This window comes from Bradyrhizobium betae, assembly GCF_004123905.1.
Lineage (GTDB): Bacteria > Pseudomonadota > Alphaproteobacteria > Rhizobiales > Xanthobacteraceae > Bradyrhizobium > Bradyrhizobium betae_A.
Genome location: NZ_MZXW01000035.1, coordinates 263,340 through 277,541, shown reverse-complemented (window position 1 = coordinate 277,541; position 14,202 = coordinate 263,340). Strand labels below are relative to the sequence as shown.

The window sequence follows — 14,202 nt, the reverse complement described above, 5'->3', positions numbered from 1 at the left end:
TTGGCCGTGGCCCTAAGTGAGGGCCAGACGGGCTTCCCGGCAAGGCCGCAACCACGCAATCCCGCGCTGCTTTTGTGACGGCTGTATAGCGGTGGGGGCCGGAAACGTCACCTCCACCTAACCCTCTCCACGGCGGAATCTTGCCGGTGTGGCATTTTTCTCTGCCGGCGGGGGGGAGTCGCCACGGCGGGAGCCCTTGGCGGCAATTTCGGCGACCAGTGTCGTGAGGCTGTTGACCGAGTTCAGGGACAATCCGGCGTCACTGTTGGCATCGCCGCCCCGCGCCGATTCGGGCAGCACGGCGCGCTTGAAGCCTAGCTTGACCGCTTCCTTGAGCCGAGCCGGGGTCTGCGCCACCGGCCGGATGACGCCGGAGAGCGAAATCTCGCCGAAATAGACCGCATCGGTGGGTAACTGCGCATTAACCAGGGATGATACCAGCGCGGCCGCGGCGGCCATATCGGCCGCCGGCTCGTGGATGCGCAGGCCGCCGGCGACGTTCAGATAGACGTCGTGGCCGGACAGTTTCACCCCGCAATGGGCCTCCAGCACCGCCAGCACCATCGAGAGCCGGCTCTGATCCCAGCCGACCACGGCCCGGCGCGGGGTGCCGAGCGAGGTCGGCGCCACCAGTGCCTGCAATTCGACCAGAACAGGCCGCGTGCCCTCGATCCCTGCGAAGACGGCGGTGCCGGGCGTGCCGAGGTCGCGTTCGGACAGGAACAGTTCGGAGGGATTGGTGACCTCGCGCAAGCCCAGGCCCGTCATCTCGAACACACCGATCTCGTCGGTCGGGCCGAAGCGGTTCTTCACGGCCCGCAGGATGCGGAATTGCTGCGAGCCTTCGCCTTCGAACGACAGGACGGCATCGACCATGTGCTCGACCACGCGGGGGCCGGCGATCTGGCCGTCCTTGGTGACGTGACCGACCAGGATGATGGCGGCGCCGGTCTTCTTGGCGAAACGAATCAGCGCCTGTGCCGAGGCGCGGACCTGTGTGACGGTGCCGGGGGCGGATTCCACCGTGTCGGTCCACATCGTCTGGATCGAATCGATCACGATCAGCCGCGGCACCGCGCCTTCCGACAGCGTCGAGACGATGTCCTCGACCGAGGTCTCGGCAGCCAGCTGCACCGGGGCATCGGACAGCCCGAGCCGCTCGGCGCGCAGGCGCACCTGCGCGATCGCCTCTTCGCCGGAGATATAGACGATGCGGTGGCCGGCACGCGCCATCAGGCTGGTGGCTTGAGTGAGCAGCGTCGATTTGCCGATGCCGGGATCGCCGCCGACCAGCAGCACCGAGCCGCGGACGAAGCCGCCGCCGGTGACGCGGTCGAGCTCGGTCATCCCGGAGGACAGGCGCGGGGCGTCCTGGGTTTTTCCGGCCAGGCTCTCCAGCGCAAACGTGCGGCCCTTGCGCTTGGAGCGGATCGAGACCGGCACGCTGCCGGTCGCGTCCTCTTCGGCGAGCGTATTCCACTCGCCACAGGACTCGCACTTGCCCTGCCAGCGGTTATAGGCCGCGCCGCAGTTCTGGCAGACGAAGGAAAGCGTGTTCTTGGCCATGGGGACGGTTGAGTCGGAGGGTTAGAGATCTGCTGATAGCACGGAATGGCGAGCCGTGAGGCCGATCACCCGCGCGCCCAATATCGCAATTCAACGCAACCGGTACACCCTTTGTTAGCTCTAGGCCGGCGCGCCAGGCCGGACTTTGCCAAATGTTAGCGGACGCGGGTCTAGTTTCGGAGCCAATACGGGGTGGCGAAAACGAATGACGGTTCTCTTGCGCTTCTTGCTCGTTGTGGGCATGGCCTGCGGCGTGTTCACGCTGATCGGCGGCGCCGTCGCGTCCGATGCAAAGCCTCTCAACATCGTTTTCGTCAATCCCGGCAAGACCGGCGAGGTCTATTGGGACATGGTCGCGCAGACCATGCAGGCCGCCGCCCGTGAGCTCGATGCGCATGTCGAGGTGCTGACCAGCGAGCGCAATTACCGCACCATGCAGGAGCTCGGGCTCGGCGTGCTGGCACGTTCCGACAAGCCCGATTTCCTCATTCTCTCGAACGAGGAGGCCGCTGCCGTTCCGATTCTGGAGGCGGCCGAGGCTGCCGGGGTCAAGACGCTGCTGCTGTCGAACACGCTGATTGGCGAGGATGCGGTGCGTCTCGGGCCGCCGCGCCAGAAGCTCAAGACGTGGCTTGGCGACATCACGACCGATCTTCGGACCGCTGGCGCGCGCATGGCCAATGCGCTGATCAGCGTGGCGCGTGCCGAGAAATGGCAGAGCCCGGACGGCAAGATCCACATTCTCGGTATCGGCGGCGACGAGATCACGCCGGCCTCGATCGCCCGCAACGCCGGTCTCAAGCTTGCCGCAGACGCCGCGTCCGATGTGGTGGTGGACCGGATGCTGTTCGCCAACTGGACGCAGTCCGAGGCCGAGCAGGTCACTGCGAATTATCTGAGCTGGGCCTCCCGCAAGGGCATCCGGCCCGCCGGCGTGTGGGCCGGCAACGATCCGATGGCGCTGGGAGCCATCAAGGCCATCTCGACGGCAGGCCTTGTGCCCGGCCAGGACATCCAGGTGGTCGGCCTCAACTGGTCAGAGGATGCGCTGCGCGCGATCAGGGCGGGGCGTCTGCTTCTGACCGACGGCGGCCACTTCCTGCTCGGCGGGTGGTCGATTGTGCTACTCCGCGACTATGCCGATGGCTGCGACTTCGCAACGGTTTCGCCTCGCATCGAGGTCAAGACGGCTGCGATCACCCGCGCAAACCTTGCTTCCGTCAGTGACCTGATCAGGACCCGTGCCTTCGAGCGGATTGACTTCACGCGGTTCAGGGCGAGGGCGGGACGCTGCGGGCAATATGATTTCTCCATCGATGCGCTCATCTCGTCGCTGGCGCCTCTGGAAGGTACCGCTGACTGATGCGAAACGGCGACGACATGAGTAATCCGGACCGCAAGGCGGCGCCTTCACGCGCGCGTTCGGTGGTTCGTGCGATGATCTGGGCCACCGTGCCGGTGCTGCTGGTGGTGCAGCTGCTTGCCTCCGCCGGAGTCGAGGTCTCGAGCTTCTGGTCGCAGATCAAACAGCTCGACGCGCGCATTGCACGCGTTGCCGAGAGCCGTGCCGAGCTGATCGCTGAGCCGCTCTGGAAGATGCGCTACGACCAGGTCACGAGCGTGCTCAACGAGATCATGCACGACGAGACCATCGCCGCCGCGGCTGTCTATGACGACACAGGCGTTGCAATCGCCCGGGTGGTGGCGCGACCTGCGGATCAGGCGGTTTCGGAGGTTTCCCGTCCGATCGGCTACCGCAACGGCAACATCGCCGTTGAGGCCGGCCGCATCGTGATCGCCTATTCCTACGCGACGGTCTATGCCGATACCGGCAGCCAGCTGATGCTGCTTCTCGTCGTCGGCCTGCTCGCAACGCTTGCGACTGTCGTTGCCATGCGGATATCGGCCAACATCTTCATCGGCAGGCCGCTCGCCGCGATCACGTCGGCAATCCAGCGCAGCAAACAGGACGGGCGCGCTTATCCGGCGGACATCAGATCGTCGAACGAATTCGGCCAGCTCGCGCAGGCCTTCAATGCCATGCAGCACACGACGTCGGGTGCGCTCGACCGGCTCGGGCACATGGCCTCGCACGATCCGCTCACGGGCCTGCCCAATCGCCGTTCGCTGTCGGAGCACCTGGTGACCTTGAGCCACGATGCCGGCTCGCCGGACTCGCTGATCGCCTTCTGCTTCATCGATCTCGACGACTTCAAGGGCATCAACGACACGTTTGGCCATGATGCCGGCGACAAGTTCCTGGTGCACATTTCCGAGCGTCTTCGCAACGCGGTCGAGCCGCAGGACTGGGTCGCGCGGCTCGGTGGCGACGAATTCGTCGTCATCCGCCCGGAGGTCAGCAACGAGGCGAGCGCGCAGGCATTCGCGCGCCAGCTGCTGGACGCGATTTCCGAACCGATCCGGCTGCACGACAAGCAGGTCGTGCCGCGCGCCAGCATCGGCCTTGCCGTGCGCCGCGCCGGCGATCCCGAATTGTCGCATCTGCCGGCGCTCGCCGACATCGCGCTCTACCATGCCAAGAGCAAGGCGCCGGGCACCGTCGCGGTGCTGGACGAAGCGCTCCAGCGCGACTATCGCCGCCGCCGGGATTTTGAGCTCGCCATTCCCGCAGGCTTCGCCGAGGGGCAGTTCGAGGTCTGGTATCAGAGCCAGGTCGATCTGGCGAGCCAGGCTGTCGTCGGCCTCGAAGCGCTCATTCGCTGGCGTCACCCCGAGCACGGTGTCATCGGTCCCGGCGAATTCCTGCCGCTGATCGAGCGCAGCGGCAACAATGCGCGGCTGACGCACTATGTGCTCACCGACGCCTGTCGCGCGCTCAAGCGCCTGGCTGCCGCCGGCAGGCCGGATATCCGGATCGCAATCAATCTGCCGCCCTCCGAGCTCGCCGACCATTCGCTCGCCGCCGAGCTGCGCGCGACCTGTGCGCGCTTCGATGTCGCGCCTTCCTCGCTGGAGCTGGAGATCACCGAGGGCTCGCTGATCAACAACATCGCCAGCGCCTCCGAGACGCTGCATCGGCTGCGGCGCCTGGGCGCCACGATCGCGCTCGATGATTTCGGCACGGGCTACAGCTCGCTGGCGCACCTCAGGCATTTCCCGTTGGACACGGTCAAGATCGACAAGGCCTTCATCAGCGAGATCCCAGACAGTGCGGAAGACAAGGCGATCGTCGGCGTCATTGCCTCGCTCGCCGGCACGCTCGGGCTGACGCTTGTCGCGGAAGGCATCGAGCGGGCCGAGCAGGCGCAGGCGATGCGCGAGATGGGCGTGACGCTCGGGCAGGGCTACCTCTATCATCGGCCGCAGCCACTCGATGCTGTCTTGCAATGGCTCGAGGGACAGGCCGAGAGCCGCATCCTCTCCGACAGCCCGTCGATCGCGCCCGAATTCGCCGCCTGAGCGCGATTACGGCTGCGTCGCGTTCCAGAGCATCGAGAGCCCGGCGGCGATCATGATCGCGTCCATCACCAGGCGGAACATGTCCGGCTTCAGGTGCAGCACGAAGCGTTTTGCGATGAACGCGCCCGACATCAGCGAGGCGCCTGCGACCAGCCCCTTGATGAAGACGTCCTGCGTCAGTGCGCCGAAACGTTCGAAGGTCACGGATTTTGCGAAGTAGAGGCCAAGCGAGGAGGCGGCCTCGGTGGCGAGGAAGGCGCCCTTGCTGAGCCCGTAGAACAGGAACAGCGGCACGCTGAGCGGGCCGGTCGAGACCACGATGCCGGTGAGATAGCCAATAACCGCGCCGCCGATCGCGAGATGCCAGAGATTGGCCTTCAGGTCATGCCGCGCCAGCCAGTGCCGGACCGGCACCATCGCGATCAGAAAGATGCCGATGGCGAGATCGACGGCATGCGAGGGCAGCGCCAGCAACGTCCGCGCACCAAGGACTGCAGACGGAATGCCCGTCACCGAATAGGCCGCGCAGGCCCGCCAGTCGACCTCGCGCCACCATGCCAAAATCCGCGAAAAATTCGCCATCACGGAGGCGACCGCCATGATCGGCACGGCTTCCTTCGGCCCGTAGGCGTAGACCAGCACCGGCATCAGCATGATCGACGATCCCGTGCCGACGATGCCTGAGACGGTGCCGGCGATGAGGCCGACGATGAGGACGAAGAGGACGGCCAACGACGGAACCCCGAGAATCGGAGCAGTCTAGCCGGAAGAGGGGGCGTGAGTGAATGGCGGCGCTCCGTGTTCCGCGTCCCGGACGCGCTGCAACGCTCTTCGCGTTGCTGCGCTGCGTCCGGGACACGAGCGGGGTTTTCGCGCGCAACTGCTTCAACTTCGTCATTGCGAGCGCAGCGAAGCAATCCGCACTGTCGCCGCGGAAAGACTCTGGATTGCTTCGCTGCGCTCGCAATGACAGAGGATGAACGGCAGCGCCCCTCAGCCTTGCTCGTCCATGACCCGCAGCTTCTCGACGCGACGGCGGAAATCCTCGTCCGTGGAGAATTCAGCGGAAAGATAGGACGAGACCAGATCCACGGCGAGCCAGGCGCCAACGATCTGCGCACCGATGCACATGACGTTGACGTCGTCATGCTCGACGCTCTGATGGGCGGAATGGATGTCGTGGCAGACCGCGGCGCGGATACCCTTCATCTTGTTGGCCGCGATCGAGGCGCCGACGCCGGTGCCGCAGACCATGATGCCGCGGGCCGCTTCGCCCGAGGTCACCTTCTGCGCCACCGCGCGTGCGATGTCGGGGAAGTCGACCGGCTTGTCGTCATAGGAGCCGACGTCGAGGACGTCGTGGCCGAGGCTGCGGATGTGGTCGATAATTGTCTGTTTGAGCGGCCAGCCGGCGTGGTCGGATCCGATGACGAGACGCATGTGAGTTCCTTCTTGATCTTGCATGGGCCATGACAGCCGGAATGCGGCTGTCATGGTTTTCTCTGGTCTTAGCTACGCATGTCGGCCGGCAGATCGACGCCGTGGAATTTCTTGTAGACCGCGTTGAGCTTGCCGTTCTTGACGTTCTCGACAATCCAGGCGTTGAGCTTGTCCATCAGGCGCTGCTCACCCTTCTTCAGGCCGATGGCGAGGTCGAAGGTCGCGAGCGGAATCTTGGATTCGAAGATGCGCGCGGGATTCTTGACGCCGATCTGGTTGATGATCGTGGCCGAGGTGCCGACGCAATCGACCTGGCCGGAGACGGCCGCCGTCACTTCCGTGGCGTCGTCGTCATAGCGGGCGATCTTGAGATCCTTGTCCTTCATGTTCGACAAGGTGGTGTCCTGCGTGGTGCCGCGCGAGACGCCGATCGTCTTGTCCTTCAGGTCGGACCAGTCCTTGACGTTGAGCGATTTCAAGCAGCCGACGTCGGATTGCAGCGTCGCATAGCGCTTGGTGAAGTCGATCACCTTGGCGCGTTCGGCCGTCACCGACAGCGTCGAGATGATGATATCGGCCTTGCCGGTCAGGACGTTCGGGATGCGCGTTGCGCCGGTGGTCTGGACGAATTCGAGCTCAAGCCCCCAGTCCTTGGCGAGCAGTTGCGCCACTTCGACATCGGAGCCGGTCGGCTTCATGGTGGAATCCATCATGCCCGAGGGCGGAATGGCGAGGTCGGTCGAGATGCGGATCTTCTTGGCCTGATTGATGTCGTCGAGCAGATCAGCCCATGCCGGCGTAGCGGCCATCATGACGAGGCCAAATAGCGCAGCGGCTCTCCCCAGCAGTTTCTTGTTTGTCATCCCTGGTTCTCCTCTCCCTGTTACGATTTTAAGTTTCCTGTGCCGACGAACTGCGTCAGCTCCGGCGTCGTTGGCGACGTCAGGATCGAGGCGGGTCCGGTCTCATGGACCTTGCCGCGATGCATGAAGACGATGCGATCGGCGATGCCCTTGGCAAAACCCATCTCGTGGGTGACCATCACCATGGTCATGCCGTCCGCCGCGAGTTGCTCGATCACCTTGAGCACCTCGGCGGTGAGCTCGGGATCGAGCGCGGAGGTAACCTCGTCGAACAGCATGACTTTCGGCTGCATCGCGAGCGAGCGGGCGATCGCGGCGCGCTGTTGCTGGCCGCCGGAGAGCTGCTCGGGATAGGCGTGCAGCTTCTCCTCGAGTCCGACCTGCGCCAGCACTTTTCGCGCGAGGTCCCTCGCCTGCGACGCGGCGATACCCTTTACCGCGCAGGGCGCGAGCGTGATGTTCTGCTCGATGGTGAGATGCGGAAACAGATTGTAGCTCTGGAACACGATGCCGACGTCCTGGCGTAGCGCGCGCAGATCGACGTCGGGACGGTCGACCCGGTGTCCGCAGACGACGATCTCGCCGCCGTCGACCTTCTCGAAGCGGTCGATGCAGCGCAGCGCCGTGCTTTTGCCGGAACCGGAACGGCCGATCAGCGCCAACACCTCGCCGCGCTCGACGGCAAAGGAGACGCCATCGAGCACCCGAAGCGGGCCAAAGCTCTTCTGCACGTCGCGAAGCGACACGATCGGTTCGGAGGAGGGATTGTTTTGCTGCATGTCAGGCTGGTGCGAGGTTGGATCTGCCACGCCCCATCCACCGCTCCAGCCTCTGGCTGAACAGCGACAGGGGATAGCACATGGCGAAATAGGTGACGGCGATGATGGCGTAGATCGCGAACGGCTCGAACAGCGAGTTGTTGACGATCTGGCCCGAGCGCATCAGCTCGACGAAGCCGACGACGGAGGCGAGCGAGGTGTTCTTGATGATCTGCACCACGAAGCCGACGGTCGGCGGCGTCGCGATGCGGATCGCCTGCGGCAGGATCACCTTCATCATGCGCTGGGTGCGGCTCAGCGCCAGGCCCTCGGCGGCTTCCCATTGCGGTTTCGGCACCGACTGGATGCAGCCGCGCCAGATCTCGCCGAGATAGGCGGCAACATACAGCGTCAGCGAGGCGCCGGCGGCCGCGAGCGGCGAGACCTTGAGCCCGATGGCGGCGAGGCCGAAATAGCCGAGGAACAGGATGACGAGCAGCGGCGTGCCCTGAATGAGCTGGACGTAGACCGCGCTGGCGATGCGTACCGATTTGAGCGGCGAGATCCGCGCCAGCGCGATCACGAAGCCGACGATGCCGCCGCCGATCAGTGCGATCACCGAGAGACCAATGGTCCATAGCGCGCCCTGGCCGAGAAACATCAGATGGTTGATGTTGAGATGTCCGCCCATGGTCATCTCACAAGGGGGTGCCGAGCCGGCGCCGGCGCGGAAACAGCACGAGGCCGAGGCCCCAGAAGCCCGCGCGCATCACCAGCGACAGGATGACGTAGAGCACGGCGACGATGATGTAGGTCTCGAACGCACGATAGGTGTCCGACTGGATGTAGTTGGCGACGGCGGTGAGTTCTTCCGCCGATATCTGCGAGCAGACCGAGGAGGCCAGCATCAGCAGCACGAACTGGCTGGTCAGCGCCGGATAGACCCTCTCGATCGCCGGCAGCAGGATGATGTGCCAGTAGATTTGCAGGCGCGACAGCGCCAGGCCCTCTGCCGCCTCGATCTGTCCGCGCGGGATCGCCTCGAAGCCGGCGCGCATGATCTCGGCGGTGTAGGCACCGACATTGATGGTCAGCGCGGCCACGGCCACGATGAAGGCGGAGAATTTCAGGCCGAGGCTGGCGAGGCCGAAATAAACCAGGAAGATCTGCACCAGCAGCGGCGTGTTGCGGATGGCCTCGACATAGACTTTGCAGGCGCCTGCGATCAGCGAGCTTCGCGAGCCACGGCCGATGGCCGCGAGCGTGCCGAACAGGGCGCCGAACACCGTCGCGAAAGCCGCCAACTCCAGCGTCAGCGCAGCGCCGGCCAGGAAATTTGGCCAACGCTCCAGCACTGCGGGAAAGTCGAGTTGGAGGCTCATCGTATCAGGGGCAGCCGGTCGTCTGGTTGGTCATGCGGTCATAGACGCGGAACAGCGCCTGGTTGCCGTTGTTGCCTTCGCCGTGCGCGCGCGCATCGACATACTGGCTGGTGACGAGCGCGGTGCCGGGCAGGGGCACGCTCAGCGCCTGCGCTTGCTCCTGCACGAGGCGAAGGTCCTTGAGCTGCAGATCGATCCGGAAGCCGGCGGAGGCGTCGCCCGCGATCATCGCGGGGCCGAGCTTGTCGAGCATCCAGGAGGCGGCGGAGCCGCCGAGCAGCACGCGGCGCAGCAGATTGAGATCGAGGCCGGACGCGCGACCGAGCGCGAGCGCTTCACAGATCGCCTGGATGTTGATGCCGCAGATCAGCTGATTGCAGAGCTTGACGGTCTGGCCTGCGCCGGCCGCCCCGACATGCGTGATCGTCGTGCCCAACGCGCGGAAGAACGGCTCGGCCTGCGCGAAGGCGGCCGCATCGCCGCCGGCCATGATCGAGAGCGCGGCGTTCTTGGCGCCAACGGGCCCACCCGAGACCGGCGCGTCGATGAAGCTGACGCCGACTTTTTGCAGGTCGGCATGAATGCGGCGGACGGCGACCGGCGAGATCGTACTCATGTCGACGATGAGCTTGCCTGGGGGCGGGGACTTCAGGAGGCCGTGCTCGCCGTAAATGGTTGCCTCGACATGGGGCGTGTCGGGCAGCATGGTGATGACGATGTCGGCGCCTTGTGCGGCATCGGCAGGGCTCTTGGCGCGTGTCGCGCCTTCCTTGACGACATCAGCAACAGCAGCCTCATTGAGATCGAACGCGCGCACCGCGTGCCCGGCTTTGAGAAGATTGCGCACCATCTCCAGGCCCATCGTGCCGATGCCGATGAAGCCGACATTGCCCTTGTCGTTCCGTCCCATGTTAGTCTTCCGTTTCTTGTTTCGTCTGTCTGTGCTCAGCGCGAGGCGCTGGTCTTGTCCAAGGTCTTGTCCAAGTCGCCGACGACGGCGCGTCGGCGGAATTCGTCGCCAATTGCAAAATGCTTGCGCAGCGTCGCGTCCGCCCGCTCGGGGTCGCGTGCGATCACGGCTTCGAAGATGCGGCGGTGGTCGTCGATCAGATAGGTCTTCATCGACGGGAAGGCCTGCACCAGCTCGCGGCGGTTGCGGTGCGAATGGGTCAGCAGGCCCGCCATCGAGCTATGCAGGACCGTCAACGTCTCCGAATGCGAGGCCACCACAATCGAGCGATGGAATTCGAAGTCGGCCATGCCGCCGGCATCGGCCTCGTCGATCGTCTCGCCGATCTTCGCAAGCGTGCGTTGCAGGCGTTCGAAATCGGCAATGTTGGCGCGTTCGCAGGCGAGACGGATCGCCTGGCATTCGATCGCGACGCGCGCCTGCATGACGTCGTCGAGCATGTCGGCCTGCTGGGCGAGCGCGAAGGTGAAGAAGTCGTTCAGGACCGAGACGTCCGGCCGGGTCACGACGGTGCCGATCCGGTCGCGGATCTCGACGATGCCGAGCACGGTGAGGGCGCGTAGCGCCTCGCGGACAATGGGCCGGCTGACGCCGAGAAGGGTTGCCAGCTCGCGCTCGGAAATCAGGCGGTCGCCGGGCTTGAGCGAGCCAGCAAGCAGGCGCTCGCGCAAGAAGGCGAACACCTTCTCAAACCCTTTTTCGCCTTCGGCGGCTCGCTTGAGCTCCATTCCCTGTCTCTTTTTGGTCTGATCTTGGTCAGACCAGTAAGCTAACCAGAGCAGCCGCGTCAAGGGCCTTGGTAAACGGCCGATGTCGCAGGCGCGCCCAATCCGACCGGTTCCCCGGCCGGATCCTTCAAATTTGAAGCGTATTGATCGGAGCGTTCACTCAAAGAATTTGAGGCCCGCGATGCCCGATCATCATTCCTTCTCCGCCCTCGACCGCCATGCGGTGCTCAGCGGATCCGACAATGGCTTTCCCTGGTACGCTGGCGCGATGCTCGCGTTTGAGGCGAGCGAGGTGGTGCGGCTGCGCTGCGAGAAGCTCAGCCATGGCGACGAGGCCGCGGGGCAGGAAGCGGTGCTGATGGTGAGCGAGAAGATCGCCGCGGCCTTCGAGGCGACCGTGAGCCTGCTGGCTGGCGCAACGCCGGCGGCCGTCGTCCAGCGCTATCGCGAGCATGTCGCGGCGAACGCCAAGCGGCTGTCCGCGAACGAAACTCCCTGACGGAGCTTTCGCTGCTGACAGCATGTTGGCAGCAGGGGCGGGCTACGACCACCTCCTGACAAAACGGGGAGCGGTTCATGCCGATCGAGGCAAGCTGTCATTGCGGTGAGACGGTGTTCGAGGTGACGGAGGCGCCAGCGAACGTGACGCGCTGCACCTGCTCGCTCTGCGCCAAGCGCGGCGCGCTGTGGGCCTATTACACGCCGGCGCAGTTTCGCCTGCTGTCGCCCGCCGACAACGTCGCGACCTATCTCTGGGGCAGCCGCACGGTCAAACATCATTTCTGCGCGAACTGCGGCTGCGGCACCTATTCGGAGTCGCCGGACTGGTCGACCGGCAAACCCGATTTCGATAATCCCAGAGTTGGCGTCAACGCGCGCCTGTTCGACGATTTCGATCTCGAGGCCGTGCCGGTGAACATGATCGACGGCAAGAATTTGTGGTGAGCACTTTGGGGGCACGCATACCTGCTGCACGTCCCTGCTCTTGAGACCGTTTTGAAAAGCTGGTTTGTTCCGCCCCAGAAAAAGGGAGGAAACCATGATGCGTCTTTTTACGCGAGTGATGCTCGCAATGTGTCTGGTCGTTGCAGCCGGCTTCCATGCACAGGCGCAGACCAGGCCGAAAGTTACCTCGCTCGGACCTGACTTTCCTAAAGCCGCGCTGTTCGTCGGCAACAGCTTTTTCTATTACAACAACGGCATGCCCGGGCATCTCTCCTTCATGGAGCGGGCCGCGGATGCTGAGAACAAGGCGGCGTATCGCAACACCATGGCCACGATCGGCGGCTCCGGCCTCGACTGGCACGACATGGACAATCTGCTGCGCCCGGGTGGCCTCGGCGCTTATTCCTTCGACGATCAGAATGTCGTCATCTTCAACAAGCCGGGCAGGCAGTTCGATGCCGTCGTGATGATGGATTGCAGTCAGTGCCCGATCCATCCACAGCTGAAGGACGCATTCACGACCTTCGCCAAGAAGGACAGCGAGATCGTTCGCGCCCACGGCATGCGGCCGGTGCTGTTCATGTCCTGGGCCTATGCCGACAAGCCGGAGATGACGGAGGGGCTCGCTGAGGCCTACACCGTGGCGGGCAATGCCAATGATGCGCTCGTCATTCCCGCAGGTCTCGCCTTCGCGCGCGTGCGCAAGCTGCAACCGGAGCTCAATCTCTATGCGCCGGACAAGCGGCATCCGAGTCCCGCCGGTACGTATCTGGCGACCTGCGTGACGTTTGCCGCGCTGACAGGACGGTCGCCGGTCGGTAACTCCTACACGATGGGCCTGGATGCGCCGGCGGTGGAGCTGCTGCAAAAGGCAGCCTGGGAGACGGTGCAGGACTATTACGGGCGCTGATCTGGCGCGATCTCGTAGGGTGGGCAAAGCGAAGCGTGCCCACCAATTCTGATTTGGTTGAAGGAGATGGTGGGCACGGCGCAAGGCCGCCTTTGCTACGGCGGCGTTGATCTATTTCAACACCACCCACGTCGGCGCGTGATCGCTCGCACCATCCTCGCCGCGAACCGTCTTGTCGACGCCGGCCTTGGCCAGGCGTGAGACGAGGGCAGGGCTCAGCAGCAGATGATCGAGCCGCAGGCCAGCATCGCGCGGCCAGCGGTTTCGCTTGTAATCCCAGAACGTGTAGATGCGCTTCTCCGGATGCAGCTCGCGGATCGCATCGCACCAGCCTTGTTCGACGAGTGATGCAAACGCCGCGCGGCTCTTCGGCTGGATCAAGGCATCCTTGTCCCATGAGCGCGTCGGATAGATGTCGATCTCATCAGGCGCGACGTTGTAGTCGCCGGCGAGCACGACCGGCAGATCCTGCTTGATGAAGGTTTTGGCGTGGCGCTTGAGCCGCGCGAACCAGTCGAGCTTGTAATCAAACTTCGGCCCCGGCTGCGGATTGCCGTTCGGCAGATAGATGCTGGTGACGATGACACCGCGCACGGCGGCTTCGATGTAGCGGGCTTCGAGATCGTCAGGTTTTCCCGGCAAGCGGTCGCGGGTGAGAATGGGGTCAGTGTTGCGGGCGAGGATGGCGACGCCGTTCCAGGTTTTTTGTCCACGCCATACCGCGCCGTAACCGGCCTTTTCGATCGCGGCCGCCGGAAATTCGCCATCACTTGCCTTCAATTCCTGAAGCGCGACGACATCAGGCTTCGCCACTTTCATCCATGCCAACAGATTGGGCAGGCGGCGGTTGATGTTGTTGATGTTGAATGTCGCGATCTTCATGTAGAGCTAGCGGCCTCTCACCTTCCGTCACCGGAGATACAATGTCCAAGTTGAACTTTGCCGCTTTCGTCGTCGTTGTCGCGATCTCCGGAGCGGCGTCGGCACAATCGTCCGATCCGCGCGGCGCCTGCAAGGCCGACTATGACAAATTCTGCGCCGGCATTGCGCCTGGTGGCGGCAAGGTCATCGCCTGCCTCGACGCCAAGCGCGATCAGCTCAGCGCGAGCTGCAAGACCGCGCTCGACGGCCGGAAGAAGAAGTAAGCTTCGTGTCCCGGACGCGGCGCAGCACGAAGTGATGCGACGCAGAGCCGGGACCCCTCTCACCACAAGCGCTGG

General features: G+C 64.3%; 16 protein-coding genes. 6 read left to right on the top strand and 10 right to left on the bottom strand.

What is annotated here, in order from left to right:
* Positions 1-117: 117 nt before the first annotated feature.
* Positions 118-1,566, bottom strand: coding sequence for a DNA repair protein RadA (gene radA / locus B5V03_RS26435; protein ID WP_129273295.1), 1,449 nt, complete (start codon positions 1,564-1,566; stop codon positions 118-120).
* 205 nt (positions 1,567-1,771) lie between these two features.
* Between radA and B5V03_RS26430 the strand changes: the two genes are divergently transcribed.
* Together B5V03_RS26430 and B5V03_RS26425 are read left to right on the top strand one after the other, a co-directional pair.
* Positions 1,772-2,929: an ABC transporter substrate-binding protein gene (locus B5V03_RS26430; protein ID WP_129273294.1), complete on the top strand. Its 1,158-nt coding sequence runs from the start codon at positions 1,772-1,774 to the stop codon at positions 2,927-2,929.
* The gene (locus tag B5V03_RS26425) at positions 2,929-4,986 is read left to right on the top strand and encodes a putative bifunctional diguanylate cyclase/phosphodiesterase (protein WP_129273293.1); all 2,058 of its coding nucleotides are present in this window, start codon (positions 2,929-2,931) and stop codon (positions 4,984-4,986) included. The genes B5V03_RS26430 and B5V03_RS26425 overlap by 1 nt, the downstream gene beginning before the upstream one ends.
* 6 nt (positions 4,987-4,992) lie before the next feature.
* Here the strand turns inward: B5V03_RS26425 and B5V03_RS26420 are convergent, their stop codons facing one another.
* The 8 genes from B5V03_RS26420 to B5V03_RS26385 all read right to left on the bottom strand — a co-directional run bounded on the left by B5V03_RS26420 (position 4,993) and on the right by B5V03_RS26385 (position 11,127).
* Positions 4,993-5,718, bottom strand: a complete 726-nt coding sequence (locus tag B5V03_RS26420; protein WP_129273292.1) for a sulfite exporter TauE/SafE family protein — start codon at positions 5,716-5,718, stop codon at positions 4,993-4,995.
* A 261-nt stretch (positions 5,719-5,979) separates the two neighbouring features.
* Positions 5,980-6,426 (bottom strand): ribose 5-phosphate isomerase B, encoded by a 447-nt coding sequence (gene rpiB, locus B5V03_RS26415; RefSeq protein ID WP_129273291.1) that lies wholly within the window; start codon positions 6,424-6,426, stop codon positions 5,980-5,982.
* Between the two features lie 68 nt (positions 6,427-6,494).
* Positions 6,495-7,289 carry a transporter substrate-binding domain-containing protein gene (locus B5V03_RS26410; protein ID WP_129273290.1) on the bottom strand — a complete coding sequence of 265 codons (795 nt, stop codon included), beginning with the start codon at positions 7,287-7,289 and terminating at the stop codon, positions 6,495-6,497.
* Positions 7,290-7,309: 20 nt separating this feature from the next.
* Positions 7,310-8,068 carry an amino acid ABC transporter ATP-binding protein gene (locus tag B5V03_RS26405; protein ID WP_129273595.1) on the bottom strand — a complete coding sequence of 253 codons (759 nt, stop codon included), beginning with the start codon at positions 8,066-8,068 and terminating at the stop codon, positions 7,310-7,312.
* A gap of 1 nt (position 8,069) precedes the next feature.
* Positions 8,070-8,738: an amino acid ABC transporter permease gene (locus B5V03_RS26400; protein WP_164988297.1), complete on the bottom strand. Its 669-nt coding sequence runs from the start codon at positions 8,736-8,738 to the stop codon at positions 8,070-8,072.
* A 7-nt stretch (positions 8,739-8,745) separates the two neighbouring features.
* On the bottom strand, positions 8,746-9,429 hold the full coding sequence (locus tag B5V03_RS26395) for an amino acid ABC transporter permease (RefSeq protein ID WP_129273288.1): 684 nt from the start codon (positions 9,427-9,429) through the stop codon (positions 8,746-8,748).
* Positions 9,430-9,433: 4 nt separating this feature from the next.
* Positions 9,434-10,339 carry an NAD(P)-dependent oxidoreductase gene (locus tag B5V03_RS26390; RefSeq protein WP_129273287.1) on the bottom strand — a complete coding sequence of 302 codons (906 nt, stop codon included), beginning with the start codon at positions 10,337-10,339 and terminating at the stop codon, positions 9,434-9,436.
* Between the two features lie 35 nt (positions 10,340-10,374).
* Positions 10,375-11,127 (bottom strand): FadR/GntR family transcriptional regulator, encoded by a 753-nt coding sequence (locus B5V03_RS26385; RefSeq protein ID WP_129273286.1) that lies wholly within the window; start codon positions 11,125-11,127, stop codon positions 10,375-10,377.
* Positions 11,128-11,308: 181 nt separating this feature from the next.
* Between B5V03_RS26385 and B5V03_RS26380 the strand changes: the two genes are divergently transcribed.
* The 3 genes from B5V03_RS26380 to B5V03_RS26370 all read left to right on the top strand — a co-directional run bounded on the left by B5V03_RS26380 (position 11,309) and on the right by B5V03_RS26370 (position 12,982).
* On the top strand, positions 11,309-11,626 hold the full coding sequence (locus B5V03_RS26380; protein WP_129273285.1) for a hypothetical protein: 318 nt from the start codon (positions 11,309-11,311) through the stop codon (positions 11,624-11,626).
* Positions 11,627-11,703: 77 nt separating this feature from the next.
* Positions 11,704-12,072 (top strand): GFA family protein, encoded by a 369-nt coding sequence (locus B5V03_RS26375; protein WP_129273284.1) that lies wholly within the window; start codon positions 11,704-11,706, stop codon positions 12,070-12,072.
* Positions 12,073-12,166: 94 nt separating this feature from the next.
* Complete coding sequence (locus tag B5V03_RS26370; protein WP_129273283.1) at positions 12,167-12,982, top strand: hypothetical protein; 816 nt, start codon at positions 12,167-12,169, stop codon at positions 12,980-12,982.
* Between the two features lie 111 nt (positions 12,983-13,093).
* On the opposite strand, the gene B5V03_RS26365 is transcribed toward B5V03_RS26370, so the two are convergent.
* Entirely contained in the window at positions 13,094-13,864 is a 771-nt protein-coding gene (locus B5V03_RS26365; protein WP_129273282.1) for an exodeoxyribonuclease III, read from the bottom strand.
* Positions 13,865-13,905: 41 nt separating this feature from the next.
* On the opposite strand from B5V03_RS26365, the gene B5V03_RS26360 reads away from it, so the two are divergent.
* On the top strand, positions 13,906-14,127 hold the full coding sequence (locus B5V03_RS26360) for a cysteine rich repeat-containing protein (protein WP_129273281.1): 222 nt from the start codon (positions 13,906-13,908) through the stop codon (positions 14,125-14,127).
* The last annotated feature ends 75 nt before the right edge of the window (positions 14,128-14,202 follow it).